Annotated in this window: 16 protein-coding genes; 14 read left to right on the plus strand and 2 right to left on the minus strand. The window is 57.6% G+C overall.

The window, feature by feature from the left end; translation table 11 throughout:
* Positions 1-699: 699 nt before the first annotated feature.
* Positions 700-1,989, minus strand: coding sequence for a citrate synthase (gene gltA / locus QOM10_RS08525; protein WP_003222994.1), 1,290 nt, complete (start codon positions 1,987-1,989; stop codon positions 700-702).
* 362 nt (positions 1,990-2,351) lie between these two features.
* On the opposite strand from gltA, the gene sdhC reads away from it, so the two are divergent.
* The 12 genes from sdhC (at position 2,352) to QOM10_RS08585 (ending at position 16,730) form a co-directional block, all read left to right on the plus strand.
* Complete coding sequence (gene sdhC, locus QOM10_RS08530) at positions 2,352-2,726, plus strand: succinate dehydrogenase, cytochrome b556 subunit (protein ID WP_034156251.1); 375 nt, start codon at positions 2,352-2,354, stop codon at positions 2,724-2,726.
* Entirely contained in the window at positions 2,720-3,088 is a 369-nt protein-coding gene (gene sdhD, locus QOM10_RS08535) for a succinate dehydrogenase, hydrophobic membrane anchor protein (protein WP_007977503.1), read from the plus strand. The genes sdhC and sdhD overlap by 7 nt, the downstream gene beginning before the upstream one ends.
* Positions 3,089-3,091: 3 nt before the next feature.
* A complete protein-coding gene (gene sdhA / locus QOM10_RS08540; protein WP_038363946.1) occupies positions 3,092-4,864 on the plus strand; it encodes a succinate dehydrogenase flavoprotein subunit in 1,773 nt (590 codons plus the stop codon).
* 11 nt (positions 4,865-4,875) lie between these two features.
* Positions 4,876-5,580: a succinate dehydrogenase iron-sulfur subunit gene (locus tag QOM10_RS08545; RefSeq protein ID WP_038364054.1), complete on the plus strand. Its 705-nt coding sequence runs from the start codon at positions 4,876-4,878 to the stop codon at positions 5,578-5,580.
* A gap of 251 nt (positions 5,581-5,831) precedes the next feature.
* Positions 5,832-8,663, plus strand: a complete 2,832-nt coding sequence (locus tag QOM10_RS08550) for a 2-oxoglutarate dehydrogenase E1 component (protein WP_077571705.1) — start codon at positions 5,832-5,834, stop codon at positions 8,661-8,663.
* A gap of 42 nt (positions 8,664-8,705) precedes the next feature.
* The gene (gene odhB, locus QOM10_RS08555) at positions 8,706-9,929 is read left to right on the plus strand and encodes a 2-oxoglutarate dehydrogenase complex dihydrolipoyllysine-residue succinyltransferase (RefSeq protein ID WP_077571706.1); all 1,224 of its coding nucleotides are present in this window, start codon (positions 8,706-8,708) and stop codon (positions 9,927-9,929) included.
* Between the two features lie 97 nt (positions 9,930-10,026).
* A complete protein-coding gene (gene lpdA / locus QOM10_RS08560; RefSeq protein ID WP_007919881.1) occupies positions 10,027-11,463 on the plus strand; it encodes a dihydrolipoyl dehydrogenase in 1,437 nt (478 codons plus the stop codon).
* Between the two features lie 182 nt (positions 11,464-11,645).
* The gene (gene sucC / locus QOM10_RS08565) at positions 11,646-12,812 is read left to right on the plus strand and encodes an ADP-forming succinate--CoA ligase subunit beta (RefSeq protein ID WP_007919879.1); all 1,167 of its coding nucleotides are present in this window, start codon (positions 11,646-11,648) and stop codon (positions 12,810-12,812) included.
* Entirely contained in the window at positions 12,812-13,693 is an 882-nt protein-coding gene (sucD, locus tag QOM10_RS08570; RefSeq protein ID WP_008082972.1) for a succinate--CoA ligase subunit alpha, read from the plus strand. The genes sucC and sucD overlap by 1 nt, the downstream gene beginning before the upstream one ends.
* Before the next feature lie 319 nt (positions 13,694-14,012).
* Positions 14,013-15,326, plus strand: a complete 1,314-nt coding sequence (brnQ, locus tag QOM10_RS08575; RefSeq protein ID WP_127926346.1) for a branched-chain amino acid transport system II carrier protein — start codon at positions 14,013-14,015, stop codon at positions 15,324-15,326.
* A 265-nt stretch (positions 15,327-15,591) separates the two neighbouring features.
* Positions 15,592-16,329, plus strand: coding sequence for a DUF599 domain-containing protein (locus QOM10_RS08580; RefSeq protein ID WP_077571709.1), 738 nt, complete (start codon positions 15,592-15,594; stop codon positions 16,327-16,329).
* Positions 16,329-16,730 carry an MAPEG family protein gene (locus QOM10_RS08585; protein ID WP_316917867.1) on the plus strand — a complete coding sequence of 134 codons (402 nt, stop codon included), beginning with the start codon at positions 16,329-16,331 and terminating at the stop codon, positions 16,728-16,730. Before QOM10_RS08580 ends, QOM10_RS08585 begins: the two co-directional genes overlap by 1 nt.
* A gap of 78 nt (positions 16,731-16,808) precedes the next feature.
* Here QOM10_RS08585 and QOM10_RS08590 read toward each other — a convergent pair whose 3' ends face one another.
* The gene (locus QOM10_RS08590) at positions 16,809-17,045 is read right to left on the minus strand and encodes a hypothetical protein (protein ID WP_007919867.1); all 237 of its coding nucleotides are present in this window, start codon (positions 17,043-17,045) and stop codon (positions 16,809-16,811) included.
* A gap of 158 nt (positions 17,046-17,203) precedes the next feature.
* Between QOM10_RS08590 and QOM10_RS08595 the strand changes: the two genes are divergently transcribed.
* Positions 17,204-17,680 carry a PaaI family thioesterase gene (locus tag QOM10_RS08595; RefSeq protein ID WP_127926347.1) on the plus strand — a complete coding sequence of 159 codons (477 nt, stop codon included), beginning with the start codon at positions 17,204-17,206 and terminating at the stop codon, positions 17,678-17,680.
* Positions 17,677-18,129 (plus strand): PaaI family thioesterase, encoded by a 453-nt coding sequence (locus QOM10_RS08600; protein WP_127926348.1) that lies wholly within the window; start codon positions 17,677-17,679, stop codon positions 18,127-18,129. The genes QOM10_RS08595 and QOM10_RS08600 overlap by 4 nt, the downstream gene beginning before the upstream one ends.
* Positions 18,130-18,183 lie beyond the last annotated feature (54 nt).

Genomic DNA, 18,183 nt, shown 5'->3' on the forward strand with positions numbered 1-18,183 from the left:
GCGGATGTTCGGCTTTTGATTTGCGTTGTTGCTGCCCCTCAGCCCAGCCCTCTCCCGAGGGAGAGGGAGCCGATTTGTGAGCTTTTCAGAATCTGAGTTCAACGCGGTATCGCACGTCGGCGTATCTCCCCCAAACACCACGATCAGTCCCCTCTCCCTCCGGGAGTGGAAGGAGAGGGTGCTGATTTCGGTGCTTTTCAAAGCCTGAGTTCAACGCGGTATCGCACGTCGGCGTAGCTTCCCCAAACACCTCGATCAGTCCCCTCTCCCTCCGGGAGAGGGCTAGGGTGAGGGGCTCTTGATCTGGCTTTTGATCTTGCTTTGGCTTTGGCTTTGGCTTTGGCTTTTGATCTTTTGCCCCATCGGCAGGCCGAGCGTAGGTGTTCATCCGGGGGGTAGGCGCGCAGCGCCGTGCGGCGCAGCCGCATTCAAGCGAAGCAAACCGTAGGCGATGCCCCCGGATGGACACCGTAGCGAGGGAATACTGAGCCTAAGCGAAGTGCCGTACGCCAGGGGCAAAGCCTGTTGGTTCCTTTTTGGCGTTTGAAAAAGGGACTCGCTGTAAGAGCGAAACCGCCAGCGGCAGCACCCGAAGAAACGGATATGCCCCCAATCCCAAACCCCAGACAAACAAAAACGGCCCCTATATAAATAGAGGCCGTTCCCGGTACAACTCAAGACTTCATCGCAAGACAAATCTTATTTGCGGTCTTCCAGCTTGGTAATGTCACGCGACTCGTAGCCGGTGTACAACTGGCGCGGACGGCCAATCTTGTACGGGCTGGAGAGCATTTCTTTCCAGTGGGAGATCCAGCCAACGGTACGTGCCAGCGCGAAAATCACGGTGAACATGCTGGTCGGAATGCCGATCGCCTTGAGGATGATCCCCGAGTAGAAGTCGACGTTCGGGTACAGCGAGCGTTCGATGAAGTACGGGTCGGTCAGCGCGATCTCTTCCAGGCGCATGGCCAGTTCGAGTTGCGGATCGTTGTTGATGCCCAGTTCCTTCAGTACTTCGTCGCAGGTCTGCTTCATTACAGTCGCGCGAGGATCGCGGTTCTTGTAAACGCGGTGACCGAAGCCCATCAGTTTGAACGGATCGTTCTTGTCCTTGGCCTTGGCGATGAACTTGTCGATGTTGGAAACATCGCCAATCTCGTCAAGCATGGTCAGCACGGCTTCGTTCGCACCGCCGTGGGCAGGGCCCCACAGTGCGGCGATACCGGCGGCGATACAGGCGAACGGGTTGGCACCCGAAGAGCCGGCCAGACGCACAGTGGAAGTCGACGCGTTCTGCTCGTGGTCGGCGTGGAGGATGAAGATCCGGTCCATGGCCTTGGCGAGCACCGGGCTGATCGGTTTGATCTCGCACGGGGTGTTGAACATCATGTGCAGGAAGTTTTCCGCGTACGTCAGATCGTTGCGCGGGTACATCATGGGTTGGCCCATGGAGTACTTGTAAACCATCGCTGCCAGGGTCGGCATCTTGGCAACCAGACGGATCGCGGAAATTTCGCGATGCTGCGGGTTATTGATGTCGAGGGAGTCGTGGTAGAAGGCCGAGAGGGCGCCGACTACACCGCACATGACGGCCATCGGGTGGGCGTCGCGACGGAAACCGTTGAAGAAGGTTTTCAGCTGCTCGTGAACCATGGTGTGGTTTTTCACGGTGCTGACGAACTGGGCCTTCTGCTCTGCGGTCGGCAGTTCGCCGTTGAGCAGCAGGTAGCAGGTTTCCAGGTAGTCCGATTTTTCAGCCAGCTGTTCGATCGGGTAGCCGCGGTGCAACAGAATGCCGTTGTCGCCGTCGATATAGGTGATCTTCGATTCGCACGAGGCGGTCGACATGAAACCTGGGTCGAAAGTGAAGCGGCCCGTGGCCGTCAGGCCCCGAACATCGATTACATCGGGACCAACGGTGCCGGTTAAAATGGGCAGCTCGACGGGGGCTGCGCCCTCGATGATCAACTGCGCTTTTTTGTCAGCCATGTGGCCTCCTATTTATGCTTGAACCATCAGACAGACCCCCCACGCAGGGCCCGCACCACTATAGTGAGATAAATTCGAATGTCAATTTGCCTAAAGTCTTGCTCCAGAAGGCTTTAAGCGCACTTTTTCCTCGAAATTGACTGCCATTTACGCCTTTTATACGACTTGTGCAATCAGCTATTGGGGGTAGGTGATTGCGTTGTCATTAGTAACCTAACTGTCTATACTCGGCCACCGACCGCCAAGGGCTTTTGGGCCAGCTTTGTTGGGGGTCGCATCCCTGGGTGGTGGTTACCTGACCAGTGCACTCCCCAACAACTTTGCCCTGATTGTTAGGGGCTCTTCAGTGTGAAAAAAAAGCCGTGAAAAGCCAACGACCTGTAAACCTAGACCTAAGGACCATCAAACTCCCCATCACCGGCGTTACGTCGTTTCTTCACCGTGTTTCCGGCATCATCCTCTTCCTGGGTATCGGCTTCATGCTTTATGCATTGGGCAAGTCTCTGGGTTCCGAGGAAGGTTTTGCCGAGGTGAAGGCATGCTTGACCAGTCCGCTGGCCAAGTTCGTAGCATGGGGCCTCCTGTCCGCTCTGCTGTATCACCTGGTAGCCGGTGTGCGCCACTTGATCATGGACATGGGCATCGGTGAGACGCTGGAAGGCGGCCGCCTGGGCTCGAAAATTATCATCGCCGTTTCCGTGGTGCTGATCGTTCTGGCAGGAGTTTGGATATGGTAACCAGCGTTACGAACCTTTCGCGTTCGGGCCTCTATGATTGGATGGCGCAACGTGTGTCTGCGGTTGTTCTCGCGGCTTATTTCATCTTCCTGATCGGATACCTTGCAGCGAATCCGGGCATTGGCTACGACCAGTGGCACGGCCTGTTCGCTCACAACGGGATGCGTATCTTCAGTCTGCTGGCCCTCGTTGCCCTTGGCGCTCACGCCTGGGTCGGCATGTGGACCATCGCGACCGACTACCTGACGCCAATGGCGCTGGGCAAGTCCGCGACTGCAGTACGTTTCCTTTTCCAGGCAGTATGCGGCGTTGCGATGTTCGCTTACTTCGTCTGGGGTGTGCAGATTCTCTGGGGTATCTGAGTCATGGCTAACATTCCAACGATTTCTTTCGACGCCATCATTATTGGTGGTGGCGGTGCCGGCATGCGCGCTGCGCTGCAACTGGCACAGGGCGGTCACAAGACTGCCGTGATCACCAAGGTCTTCCCGACCCGTTCGCACACCGTATCCGCCCAGGGCGGCATCACGTGCGCAATCGCGTCCGCTGACCCGAACGATGACTGGCGCTGGCACATGTACGATACCGTCAAGGGTTCCGACTACATCGGTGACCAGGACGCTATCGAATACATGTGTCAGGAAGGCCCGGCTGCAGTTTTCGAGCTGGACCACATGGGTCTGCCGTTCTCGCGTACCGAGCAGGGCCGTATCTACCAGCGTCCGTTCGGTGGTCAGTCCAAGGATTACGGTAAAGGCGGTCAGGCTGCACGTACTTGCGCCGCTTCCGACCGTACCGGTCACGCACTGTTGCACACCCTTTATCAGGGCAACCTGAAAGCCGGTACCACGTTCCTGAACGAGTACTACGCTGTCGACCTGGTGAAAAACCAGGAAGGTGAATTCGTCGGTGTGATCGCTATCTGCATCGAAACCGGCGAAACCACCTACATTCGCGCCAAGGCCACCGTACTGGCTACCGGCGGTGCAGGTCGTATCTACGCTTCCACCACCAACGCCCTGATCAACACCGGTGACGGCGTCGGCATGGCTCTGCGTGCTGGCGTGCCGGTACAAGACATCGAAATGTGGCAATTCCACCCGACCGGCATCGCCGGCGCCGGTGTACTGGTTACCGAAGGTTGCCGTGGTGAAGGTGGTTACCTGATCAACAAGCACGGCGAGCGTTTCATGGAGCGTTATGCTCCGAACGCCAAAGACCTTGCCGGTCGTGACGTGGTTGCTCGTTCGATGGTTAAAGAAATCATCGCCGGCAACGGTTGCGGTCCGAATGGCGACCACGTAATGCTCAAACTCGACCACCTGGGCGAGGAAGTGCTGCACAGCCGTCTGCCAGGCATCTGCGAACTGTCGAAGACTTTCGCTCACGTTGACCCGGTTGTTGCGCCGGTTCCGGTTGTTCCGACTTGCCACTATATGATGGGCGGCGTTGCCACCAACATTCACGGCCAGGCGATCACCCAGAACGCTGAAGGCGTGGACCAGATCATCCCTGGTCTGTTCGCAGTAGGTGAAGTGGCTTGCGTATCGGTGCACGGTGCCAACCGTCTGGGCGGCAACTCGCTGCTCGACCTGGTGGTATTCGGCCGCGCTGCTGGTCTGCACCTGGAAAAGGCGCTCACCGACGGCATCGAATACGACGACGCTACCGAAGCCGACATCGAAGCTGCCCTGTCGCGTCTGAACGCGCTGAACAACCGTACCGATGGCGAAGACGTTGCTACCCTGCGTCGCGAGCTGCAAAGCTGCATGCAGAACTACTTCGGTGTATTCCGTACCGGCGAATACATGCAGAAAGGTATCGCTCAGCTCGCTGACCTGCGTACCCGCATTGCCAACGTGAAGATCAACGATAAGTCGCAGGCGTTCAACACTGCCCGTATCGAAGCGCTGGAACTGCAAAACCTGCTGGAAGTGGCTGAAGCTACCGCCATCGCGGCCGAAGTACGTAAAGAGTCGCGCGGTGCTCACGCCCGTGAAGACTTCGAAGATCGTGACGACGAAAACTGGCTGTGCCACACCCTGTACTTCCCGGGTGACAAGCGCGTCACCAAGCGTGCCGTGAACTTCTCGCCGAAGACTGTTCCGACTTTCGAACCTAAAGTCCGGACTTATTAAGGGTGACCGCCATGTTGCAAGTCAGTGTTTATCGCTACAACCCTGATCAGGACGCTGCGCCGTTCATGCAGGAATTCCAGGTCGATACCGGTGGTAAAGACCTGATGGTGCTGGACGTGCTGGCCCTGATCAAAGAGCAGGACGAGGGTTTCTCCTATCGTCGCTCTTGCCGTGAAGGCGTCTGCGGCTCCGACGGCATGAACATCAACGGCAAGAACGGTCTGGCGTGCATCACGCCGCTGTCCGCCGTTGTAAAAGGTAACAAGTTGATCGTTCGTCCGCTGCCAGGTTTGCCGGTTATCCGTGACCTGGTTGTCGATATGAGCATCTTCTACAAGCAATACGAGAAGGTGAAGCCTTACCTGCAGAACGACACGCCGGCTCCGGCCATCGAGCGTCTGCAGTCGCCAGAAGAGCGTGAAAAACTCGACGGTCTGTACGAGTGCATCCTGTGCGCTTGCTGCTCGACTTCGTGCCCGTCCTTCTGGTGGAACCCGGACAAGTTCCTGGGTCCAGCTGCGCTGCTGCAAGCTTATCGCTTCCTGGCAGACAGCCGTGACACCAAGACCAACGAGCGTCTGGCTTCGCTCGATGACCCGTTCAGCGTATTCCGCTGCCGGGGCATCATGAACTGCGTCAACGTATGTCCGAAAGGCCTGAACCCGACTAAGGCCATCGGTCACATCCGTAACATGCTGCTTTCGAGCGGCGTGTGATTCAGCTGCTGTAACCGCTGCACCGTAGAGGCTGTGGCGCGGGCTTCAACCCGCGTCATGGCTATAACCAGAGCAGTAGCCATAAGCTGCGGCTCTTATTTTGAAGAAATGAGACAAGCAGGGGCATCCGGGCTGGTACCCGGACTATCAGTGTGATCCTAAGTGGCTTGTTTTAGTCGCTGCATTCGGACTTCTGCAAGTTTGCTCGGTGTCGACATCGATGGTGTTCCCCTAACCGAGGGTGACCAAGCATGCAAGAAAGCGTGATGCAGCGCATGTGGAACAGCGCCTACCTTTCAGGTGGAAACGCTGCCTATGTGGAAGAGCTTTATGAGCTCTACCTGCACGACCCTAACGCTGTGCCAGAAGAGTGGCGCACCTACTTTCAGAAGTTGCCTGCCGACGGCAACTCTGCCACTGATGTTTCGCACTCGACAATTCGCGATCATTTCGTGCTGCTGGCAAAGAACCAGCGCCGCGCCCAACCGGTTTCCGCCGGCAGCGTGAGCAGTGAGCACGAGAAGAAGCAAGTTGAAGTGCTGCGATTGATCCAGGCCTACCGTATGCGTGGCCACCAGGCAGCCCAGCTTGACCCGCTGGGGCTGTGGCAGCGTCCTGCACCTGCAGACCTGTCGATCAATCATTACGGCTTGACCAATGCCGATCTTGATACGACCTTCCGTGCCGGCGACCTGTTCATCGGCAAAGAGGAAGCGAGCCTACGCGAAATTCACGAAGCGTTGCAGCAGACATATTGCCGCACCATCGGCGCTGAATTTACGCACATCACCGATTCCGAGCAGCGCCAGTGGTTCCAGCAGCGTCTGGAAAGCGTGCGTGGTCGTCCGACGTACTCCGCCGACATCAAGAGCCACCTGCTTGAGCGCGTGACCGCCGGTGAAGGCCTGGAAAAATACCTGGGCACCAAATACCCGGGCACCAAGCGTTTCGGTCTGGAAGGCGGCGAAAGCCTGATTCCGATGCTCGACGAACTGATCCAGCGTTCCGGTTCCTACGGCACCAAGGAAGTTGTCATCGGCATGGCCCACCGTGGCCGTCTGAACGTACTGGTCAACACCTTCGGCAAGAACCCGCGCGAGCTGTTCGACGAGTTCGAAGGCAAGAAGAAGGTCGAGCTGGGTTCCGGTGACGTTAAGTATCACCAGGGCTTCTCGTCCAACGTGATGACCGCCGGCGGTGAAGTTCACCTGGCCATGGCGTTCAACCCGTCCCACCTGGAAATCGTTTCCCCGGTGGTAGAAGGTTCGGTTCGCGCCCGTCAGGATCGTCGTAACGACCCGACCGGTGAGAAGGTTCTGCCGATCTCCATCCACGGTGACGCTGCATTCGCAGGTCAAGGCGTGGTCATGGAAACCTTCCAGATGTCGCAGACCCGCGGTTTCAAAACCGGCGGTACCGTGCACATCGTGATCAACAACCAGGTCGGTTTCACCATCAGCAACCCGCTGGACTCGCGTTCCACCGAGTACGCCACCGACGTTGCGAAGATGATCCAGGCGCCGATCCTCCATGTGAATGGTGATGATCCGGAAGCCGTGTTGTTCGTGACCCAGCTGGCCATCGACTACCGCATGCAGTTCAAGCGTGACGTGGTGATCGACCTGGTCTGCTACCGTCGTCGCGGCCACAACGAGGCCGACGAGCCAAGCGGCACCCAGCCTCTGATGTATCAGCAGATCACCAAACAGCGCACTACCCGTGAGCTGTACGCTGATCGTCTGACCCAGGGTGGTGTGCTGGATGCAGAGCGTGTTCAGGCGAAAGTCGACGAATACCGCAACGCGCTGGACAACGGTCTGCACGTCGTGAAATCGCTGGTCAAAGAGCCGAACAAAGAGCTGTTCGTGGACTGGCGTCCGTATCTGGGCCACGCCTGGACCGCGCGTCACGACACCCGCTTTGATCTGAAGACCCTGCAAGAACTGTCCGCCAAGCTGCTGGAAATTCCGGAAGGCTTCGTGGTTCAGCGTCAGGTCTCGAAGATCTACGAAGACCGTCAGAAAATGCAAGCCGGCGGCCTGCCGATCAACTGGGGTTACGCCGAAACCATGGCGTACGCGACCCTGGCGTTCGAAGGTCACCCGATCCGCATGACCGGTCAGGACATCGGCCGCGGTACGTTCTCGCACCGTCACGCTGTGTTGCACAACCAGAAAGACGCAGGCACTTACATTCCGCTGCAGCACCTGTACGACGGTCAGCCACGCTTTGACCTGTACGACTCGTTCCTGTCGGAAGAAGCGGTACTGGCATTCGAATACGGTTACTCGACCACCACGCCGGATGCGCTGGTGATCTGGGAAGCCCAGTTCGGCGACTTCGCCAACGGTGCACAGGTTGTAATCGACCAGTTCATCACCAGCGGCGAGCACAAGTGGGGCCGTCTCTGCGGTCTGACCATGTTGCTGCCACACGGTTACGAAGGTCAGGGCCCTGAGCACAGCTCGGCACGTCTTGAGCGTTACCTGCAACTATGCGCCGAGCACAACATTCAGGTCGCCGTTCCGACCACGCCAGCACAGATCTACCACTTGCTGCGTCGTCAGGTGATTCGTCCGTTGCGCAAGCCGCTGATCGTGCTGACGCCGAAGTCGCTGCTGCGCCACAAACTGGCCATCTCGACCCTGGAAGATCTGGCCGAAGGTTCGTTCCAGACCGTGATCCCGGAAATCGATACTCTGGACCCGAAAAAGGTCGAGCGTGTTGTTCTGTGTAGCGGCAAGGTCTACTACGACCTGCTGGAAAAACGCCGTGCCGAAGGCCGTGAAGATATCGCCATCGTGCGTATCGAGCAGCTGTACCCATTCCCTGAGGACGACTTGAAAGAAGTCCTGGCTCCATACACCAACGTCAAAAATGCCGTTTGGTGTCAGGAAGAGCCGATGAACCAGGGGGCCTGGTACTGCAGCCAGCACCACTTGCGTCGCAGTATCGGGAACCTCGACAAGTCTCTCGTACTTGAGTACGCGGGCCGTGAGGCTTCTGCTGCCCCAGCTTGTGGTTACGCATCGATGCACGCCGAGCAGCAGGAAAAACTCCTGCAAGACGCGTTTACCATTTAATGCCTTCGCGCACCTGAAACCGAATTTAAGGAACCACAGATAATGGCTATCGAGATCAAAGCCCCCACTTTCCCGGAATCGGTTGCTGATGGCACCGTTGCCACCTGGCACAAACAACCGGGCGACGCTGTCAAGCGCGACGATCTGATCGTCGACATCGAAACCGACAAAGTCGTACTGGAAGTGCTGGCCACCGCTGACGGCGTGCTGGGCGCAATCGTCAAGAACGAAGGCGACACCGTTCTGTCCGACGAAGTGCTGGGCTCCATCGAAGCGGGCGGCGCTGCTGCCGCTGCTCCCGCCGCCGCTGCTGCTCCGGCCGCTGCTGCAGCTGCACCGGCTGCTGCCGAAGGCGAAGATGATCCTGTTGCTGCACCGGCTGCGCGCAAACTGGCTGAAGAAAACGGCATCAACATCGCTTCCGTTGCCGGCACCGGCAAGGGCGGTCGTGTGACCAAGGAAGACGTGGTTGCAGCTGTTGCTGCCAAGAAAGCCGCTCCGGCTGCCGCGCCTGCCAAGGCTGCTGCTCCTTCGGCCGCCGCTCCTGTGTTCGCTGCTGGCGACCGCATCGAGAAGCGCGTACCGATGACCCGCGTTCGTGCCACCGTGGCCAAGCGTCTGGTTGAAGCTCAGTCGAACATGGCGATGCTGACCACTTTCAACGAAGTCGACATGACTGAAGTCATGGCCCTGCGTTCGAAGTACAAGGACCTGTTCGAGAAGTCCCACAACGGCGTACGCCTGGGCTTCATGTCGTTCTTCGTCAAAGCAGCTACCGAAGCGCTGAAACGCTTCCCGGCTGTCAACGCGTCGATCGACGGCGGCGACATCGTTTACCACGGCTATGCGGACATCGGCGTTGCCGTTTCCAGCGACCGTGGCCTGGTGGTTCCGGTTCTGCGTAACGCCGAGCTGATGAGCCTGGCTGAAATCGAAGGCGGCATCGCCACTTTCGGCAAGAAAGCCCGTGACGGCAAATTGTCGATGGACGAGATGACCGGTGGTACCTTCACCATCACCAACGGTGGTACCTTCGGTTCGATGATGTCGACCCCGATCGTCAACCCGCCGCAGGCAGCGATTCTGGGCATGCACAACATCATCCAGCGTCCTATGGCCATCAACGGTCAGGTCGTTATCCGTCCGATGATGTACCTGGCACTGTCCTACGATCACCGTCTGATCGATGGCAAAGAAGCTGTGACCTTCCTGGTGACCATCAAGAACCTGCTGGAAGATCCGGCTCGTCTGTTGCTGGATATCTGATAGAAGCAGTCGCGGGCTTCAGGTTTCAAGCTGCAGGAAAGGGCAGCTTGGCTTGGGGCGCGCGGCTTGAAGCTTTTCGCTAAAGAGGATTTTTTGAATGTCGCAGAAATTTGACGTAGTAGTGATCGGTGCTGGCCCTGGTGGCTACGTGGCTGCCATCAAGGCCGCGCAGCTGGGTCTGACCACTGCCTGCATCGAGAAGTACACCGACGCAGAAGGCAAGCAAGCCCTGGGCGGCACCTGCCTGAACGTGGGCTGCATTCCTTCCAAGGCGCTGCTCGACAGCTCCTGGAAATACAAGGAAGCGAAAGAAAGCTTCAACGTTCACGGTATCTCCACTGGCGAAGTCAAAATGGACGTCGCTGCGATGGTTGGCCGCAAGGCTGGCATCGTCAAGAACCTGACCGGCGGCGTTGCCACCCTGTTCAAGGCCAACGGCGTTACTTCGATCCAGGGCCACGGCAAACTGCTGGCTGGCAAGAAAGTCGAAGTCACCAAGCCAGACGGCTCGGTTGAAGTCATCGAAGCTGAAAACGTGATTCTGGCTCCAGGTTCGCGTCCGATCGACATTCCGCCAGCTCCGGTTGATCAGAAAGTCATCGTCGATTCGACTGGCGCACTGGAATTCCAATCCGTACCTAAGCGTTTGGGCGTGATCGGCGCTGGCGTGATCGGTCTGGAACTGGGTTCGGTGTGGTCGCGTCTGGGTTCGGAAGTGGTTGTCCTCGAAGCTCTGGACACCTTCCTGATGGCAGCGGATACCGCTGTTTCCAAGGAAGCGCTGAAAACCCTGACCAAGCAAGGTCTGGACATCAAACTGGGCGCTCGCGTGACCGGCTCGAAAGTCAACGGCGACGAAGTCGTTGTGAACTACACCGATGCCAACGGCGAACAGACCATCACTTTCGACAAGCTGATCGTAGCCGTTGGTCGCCGTCCGGTGACCACTGATCTGCTGGCTGCCGACAGCGGCGTGACCCTCGACGAGCGCGGTTTCGTGCACGTTGACGATCACTGCGCGACCACCGTACCGGGCGTTTTCGCCATCGGTGACGTGGTTCGCGGCATGATGCTGGCGCACAAGGCATCCGAAGAAGGCATCATGGTTGTCGAGCGCATCAAGGGCCACAAAGCCCAGATGAACTATGACCTGATCCCTTCGGTTATTTATACTCACCCGGAAATCGCGTGGGTTGGCAAAACCGAGCAGGCCTTGAAAGCTGAAGGCGTTGAAGTTAACGTCGGCACCTTCCCGTTCGCCGCTTCCGGCCGTGCCATGGCCGCCAACGATACCGGTGGTTTCGTCAAGGTCATCGCTGATGCCAAGACTGACCGCGTATTGGGCGTGCACGTGATTGGTCCGAGCGCTGCAGAACTGGTTCAGCAGGGCGCGATCGGTATGGAATTCGGCACCAGCGCTGAAGACCTGGGCATGATGGTTTTCTCCCATCCGACCCTGTCTGAAGCCTTGCACGAAGCTGCTTTGGCTGTGAATGGCGGCGCCATCCACATTGCCAACCGCAAAAAGCGTTAACAGACAATAAGAAACCACGGCGGTAACGGCCCGTCGTGAGCCTTGCGAGCAAGTCTCACCGCGGAATGTCCGCTGGACGCAGTCTTGCGTAGCTCAGCTACGCAAGCAGCAGTCACAGGTGGCGCGGCACTCAAACGAGCGCAGCGCCGAATGCGCAGTACCTAACGAAGACGGTAAAAAGCATGAATCTTCACGAGTATCAGGGTAAGCAGCTGTTCGCTGAATACGGCCTGCCAGTTTCCACTGGTTACGCAGTAGACACCCCGGAAGCAGCAGCAGAAGCTTGCGACAAAATCGGCGGCAGCGAGTGGGTTGTCAAAGCCCAGGTCCACGCCGGTGGTCGCGGTAAAGCGGGCGGCGTCAAGCTGGTTCGCAGCAAAGAAGACGCCAAAGCCTTCGCACAGCAGTGGCTGGGCAAGCGTCTGGTGACTTACCAGACTGACGCCAATGGCCAGCCAGTCACCAAGATCCTGGTTGAATCGTGCACTGATATCGCTAAAGAGCTGTACCTGGGCGCTGTCGTTGACCGTTCGAGCCGTCGCATCGTGTTCATGGCTTCCACCGAAGGTGGCGTGGACATCGAGAAAATCGCTCACGACACTCCAGAAAAAATTCTCAAAGCCACTATCGATCCACTGGTTGGCGCTCAGCCATTCCAGGGTCGCGAGCTGGCATTCCAGCTGGGTCTGGAAGGCAAGCAGGTTGCTCAGTTCGCCAAGATCTTCGTAGGTCTGGCCAAACTGTTCAAGGATCACGACCTGGCTCTGCTGGAAGTGAACCCGCTGGTGATCAAGGCTGACGGCGATCTGCACTGCCTGGACGCCAAGATCAACATCGACGCCAACGCAATGTACCGTCAGCCTAAGCTGAAGACTTTCCACGATCCGTCGCAAGACGATCCGCGCGAAGCGCACGCTGCCAAGTTCGAACTGAACTACGTGGCACTGGAAGGTAACATCGGCTGCATGGTCAACGGTGCTGGCCTGGCCATGGGTACCATGGACATCGTCAACCTGCATGGCGGCAAGCCAGCCAACTTCCTCGACGTAGGTGGTGGCGCTACCAAAGAACGCGTAACCGAAGCGTTCAAGATCATCCTGTCCGACACCAACGTCGCTGCAGTACTGGTCAACATCTTCGGCGGCATCGTTCGCTGCGACATGATTGCCGAAGGCATCATCGGCGCTGTGAAAGAAGTCGGCGTGAAAATCCCGGTTGTTGTTCGCCTTGAAGGCAACAACGCTGAGCTGGGCGCTAAAGTACTGGCAGAAAGCGGTTTGAACATCATCGCTGCTACCAGCCTGACCGACGCTGCTCAACAAGTTGTCAAAGCTGCGGAGGGCAAATAATGAGCGTCCTGATCAATAAAGACACCAAAGTTATCTGCCAGGGTATTACCGGTTCGCAAGGTAGTTTCCACACCCAGCAAGCCATCGAATACGGCACCAAGATGGTGGGTGGCGTTACTCCTGGCAAAGGCGGCACCGAGCACCTGGGTCTGCCAGTGTTCAACACCGTTAAAGACGCAGTAGAAGCCACTGGCGCTACCGCCAGCGTGATCTACGTTCCGGCTCCTTTCTGCAAAGATTCGATCCTGGAAGCAGCTTTCGGTGGCATCAAGCTGATCGTCTGCATCACCGAAGGCATTCCTACCCTGGACATGCTGGACGCTAAAGTTAAGTGCGACGAGCTGGGCGTAGTCCTGATCGGCCCTAACTGCCCAGGCGTGATCACCCCAGGCGAATGCAAGATCGGCATCATGCCAGGTCACATTCACTTGCCAGGCAAGGTCGGTATCGTTTCGCGTTCCGGCACCCTGACCTACGAAGCTGTGAAGCAGACCACTGACGCCGGTTTCGGTCAGTCGACTTGCGTCGGCATCGGTGGTGACCCGATCCCGGGTTCGAACTTCATCGACATCCTGAAGCTGTTCCAGGAAGACCCGAAGACCGAAGCGATCGTGATGATCGGTGAGATCGGCGGTTCGGCTGAAGAAGAAGCGGCTGCCTACATCAAGGCACACGTGACCAAGCCCGTTGTTTCCTACATCGCTGGTGTGACTGCTCCTCCGGGCAAGCGCATGGGCCATGCTGGCGCAATCATCTCTGGCGGCAAAGGCACTGCAGACGAGAAATTCGCTGCACTGCAAGACGCAGGCGTAAAAACCGTGCGTTCGCTGGCAGACATCGGCAAGGCCCTGGCCGAGCTGACTGGTTGGGCTGTCAAGTAAGCCTCGCGCTTAGCTTGCAACTCTGCTGACAAAGGCCACCTTCGGGTGGCCTTTGTCGTTTCTGGCATTCGCTGATTTATAGGCTTGCCCCCAATTACATGCAAAAACGCGACACGGAAACGTCGCGTATCGGATAGTTCGCCCTCTAACAGTGCGTTTGCAAAGCAAATTGGTTAGGCTAGCAGCCATTTTTGCGTCTGCCGCCCACAAGGCATGCAACGCGCTTTAAGGGTCAGTCCCATACGGATCGACAGCATTTCCCTAATTACACAGGGCAATCCCCCTCTAAATTCCGATTCAGTAGTGTGGTATTACCTTAATGAAAGTTTTGAAAGGTCAGGACATCCTGGCACTTGGCTTTATGACGTTTGCCCTGTTCGTCGGGGCTGGCAACATCATTTTCCCGCCTATCGTTGGCTTGCAGGCCGGACCTCACGTCTGGATGGCCGCGCTGGGCTTCCTGATCACCGCAGTGGGTCTGCCGGTGATCACCGTCGTTGCACTGGCCAAGGTCGGTGGGGCAATGGATGCGCTGAGCAGCCCGATCGGCAAGCTGGCTGGCGGCATTCTGGCGGCGGCGTGCTATCTGGCGGTCGGCCCGTTGTTCGCCACCCCGCGCACCGCGACGGTGTCGTTTGAAGTAGGTCTGGCGCCGCTGACCGGCGAGAGCCCGTTGGCACTGTTCCTCTACAGTTCGGTGTACTTCCTGCTGGTGTTCTTCATTTCGCTCTATCCGGGCCGTTTGCTGGACACCGTTGGCCGTTTCCTCGCGCCATTGAAGATCATCGCGCTGGCGGTCCTTGGCATCGCTGCATTCGCCTTGCCGGCGGGTGACATCGGTCACGGCACGCCGGAATACGTGGCGGCACCGTTCTCTCAGGGCTTCATCAATGGTTACCTGACCATGGATACCTTGGGTGCACTGGTGTTCGGCATCGTCATCGTTAACGCGATCCGCTCCCGTGGCGTCGAGTCGCCGGCGCTGATCACCCGTTACGCGATCATCGCCGGGCTGATTGCCGGTGTCGGTCTGGCGCTGGTGTATGTCAGCCTGTTCCGCCTCGGTTCCGGCAGCCACGAAGTGGCAGCAGGCGCGACCAACGGCGCGGCGGTATTGCACGCTTACGTGCAACACACCTTCGGTTCGCTGGGCAGCGGTTTCCTTGCCGTACTGATCTCGCTGGCGTGTCTGGTGACAGCGGTCGGCCTTACCTGTGCTTGCGCTGAGTACTTCAGCCGTGTGCTGCCACTGTCCTACAAGACCCTGGTGATCATTCTGGCGGCGTTCTCGCTGCTGGTGTCCAACCTGGGCCTGACCAAGTTGATTGCCTTCTCGATTCCGGTGCTGACCGCGATCTATCCGCCGTGCATCGTGTTGGTGGCGCTGAGCTTCTGCAAAGACTTCTGGCATGAGCACGGCCGGATTCTCGGTCCGGTGATGCTGGTGTCGTTCATCTTTGGCACCATCGACGCGCTGAAAGGCGCCGGTCTGGCCGACTGGATGCCATCGCAACTGGCGCACTTGCCGCTGAGCGAGCAGGGCCTGGCGTGGCTGGTGCCGTGCGTGATGACCCTGGTGGTTGCAGTGGTTTGCGATCGCCTGCTGGGCAAGCGCAGCGAAGCGGTTGCCTGACGTTGCCTGACCCGCCATAAGCGGGTCTTCAACGCTTGAACAGAAATGCCCCGTATCAATCGATACGGGGCATTTTTTATGCGCGTCAGGCAGTGTCTTTTTCCCTAGGCTAACGTCGAAGGGTTGCCGAAATCTCAATGTGGGAGCGAGCCTGCTCGCGAAAGCGGCGTATCGCGCAACATTGATGGCGGCTGACACACCGCTTTCGCGAGCAGGCTCGCTCCCACAAGTAATCAGTGCGTGTACACACCTCACAAGGAATTGCATGTCGTTCATCCAAGCCAACCTGATCCACCTGCTCGCGGCCGTCTGGTTCGTCATCTGCTGGGGCGGTTATACCCGTTATGCCTCTTGGAAGGGCCGCGATACAGCATGTCTGGCGAGTGTGCTGCACCTGTACCGCGAAGACTGGATGCGTCGCATGTTGCTGCGTGACAACCGCATCGCCGACGCCAGTGTGATCGGCAATCTGGAGCGCAACGCTTCGTTCTTCGCCTCCAGCACGTTGATCATCCTCGCCGGCATTCTCACCGTGCTTGGCGCGTCCGAGCGGGCAGTGTCGTTGCTGGCAGACATTCCGATGGTGCAACAGGCGTCGCAGGGCATGTCGGAAATCAAGTTGCTGTGTCTGGCGATGGTGTTCGTCTACGCGTTCTTCACCTTCAGTTGGTGCATGCGCCAGTACAACTTCGCGGCCGTGTTGGTTGGCTCGGCGCCGATGATCGGTGAACGACATGTTTCCGAACAGGAGCGCAAGGCTTTCGCTGCGCGGGCGGCGCGGGTGATTTCGATGGCGGCCAACCAGTTCAACTTCGGGCTGCGCTCCTACTACTTCGGCATGACCATGCTGGCCTGGTTTGTCAGCCCGTGGTTGTTCATGCTGATGAGCGCCGGAGTGGTATTGGTCTTGTACCGCCGCGAGTTTCACTCCGACGTTCTCGATGTCATGGTCTATACCCCTACAGAAGCCCCCCTTCCTGAAACAAACAAAGAGGTCGCTTGATGAGTATTCCGTTCTGGTGTGTCTTTATCACTGCGCTGTTGATTTATATCGCGCGTATGCCGGTGGGCAAGGCGATGAAAGAGCAGGGCGGGTACAACAATCACCTGCCGCGCCAGCAGCAGGCGCAACTGACCGGTTACGGTGCGAGGGCGCTGGCGGCTCACCAAAACAGTATCGAAGCTTTCATCCTGTTCGCAGTCGGTGTGTTGATGGCGCACACCACGCAAACGGCAGGCTGGCTGATCGATACATTGGCGATCATTTTCGTGATCGCGCGGATCCTCTACTTGTGGTTCTATCTGGCCGATCTGCCCAAGCTGCGCAGTCTGGTATGGCTAGTTGGTTTAGTCTGTTCGCTGTTGTTGATGATTAGTCCGACTTTTAGAACGGTCTTGCTCTAAGGCGACCTTGTCACTAAATGACAGGCAAAAGAAAACCCGCACTTGGCGGGTTTTCCTTTTTCTGCAGCAAAAAGCGAATTATTGCTTCTTGGCAGCTTCTTCTTGTGCAGCAGCGTTCGATTCAGCCTGAGCTTTGGCAGCTTCGGCGTTTTCTTTCGCAGCGTCGTTCACTTTATCCTGAGCTTTGTTCATGTCTTGCTGAGCTTGTTCAGCATGTTGGTTGGCATCTTGAGCTTTGTCCTCGGATTTTTTATCGCAGGCAGCGAGACCGAGGGAAGCGGTCAACATCAAGGCAATAGCAAAAGTCTTACGCATGGGGTGTTTCTCCTTATGGAAAATAACTACTGGCCTTAAGAACTCGGCGCTACAGGTTAAGTTCCTCATTTCTTTCAGATATATAAGTTTGTTTTGCTACGGAACTTTTGGTCTGTTCGCTACTACTGGCCAATGGCTTTAACGAGAGTAATTATCATATGGCTGAAAACCCCGTTTTTGAGCGCGCGACGCGATTTCTTTCAGCGTTAAGACACTGTCAGGTACTTGGTTTGCGAGTACATGAAGCCTCCAGCGAAGGGCTCACGGTGGTCCTGCCTTATAGCCCGCAAATAGTCGGTAATCCGCAGACCGGGGTTATTCATGGTGGCGCAATTACCTCGTTAATGGACACCGCTTGCGGGATGTCAACGCTCTGTGTGTTGCCGGAATTCGAAGTCTGCCCGACCCTCGATTTGCGCATTGACTATATGCACGCCGCCAAACCGAACAAAGACGTCTATGGCTTCGCCCAGTGCTACCGGGTGACCACCGATGTGATCTTCGCTCGCGGTTTCGCCTATCAGGACGATCCCGAACAACCCATCGCCCACGTCGTCGGTACATTCATGCGCATGGGTAAGGGGCTCAAAGGCACCAAAGGCTTTGGCGGCGTGATCAAGGGAGAAGGGCAATGAGCGACGACCTGAAGCTGCAGTTGCAGCAGGCTCACGCTCAGGGCGATTACGCGCCGCTGTTGCAGTTGATTCCCTACGCCGGGCTGATCGGCATCGAATGCTCACGCGTCGGCGATGAACTGTTGTTCAAGCTGCCGGCGAACAAGGACAACATTGGTAACCCTTTATTGCCGGCGATCCACGGCGGGGTGATTGCCGGGTTCATGGAGCTGGCCGCCGCCCTGCATCTGTTGATCTTCACCGGCGCACCAGGTGTGCCGAAGATTATCGACTTCTCCCTCGATTACCTGCGTGCCGGGCAATTCCGCGATACCTGGGCCAAGTGTCAGGTCTGCCGCCAGGGCCGGCGCGTCGCCAACGTCGCGATCACCGCCTGGCAAAGCACGGAAAGCGAACCGATTGCCACTGCTCGTGCGCACTTCAAAATCGATGAGCCCTTGAAATCCTGAACAGCGCCCCAAACTCACAAGACAACCCGCCGCAGACCATTTCGGGTCGCGGCC

The sequence above is a fragment of the Pseudomonas sp. P108 genome (assembly GCF_032613195.1).
In the GTDB taxonomy this organism is placed as follows: Bacteria; Pseudomonadota; Gammaproteobacteria; order Pseudomonadales; family Pseudomonadaceae; genus Aquipseudomonas.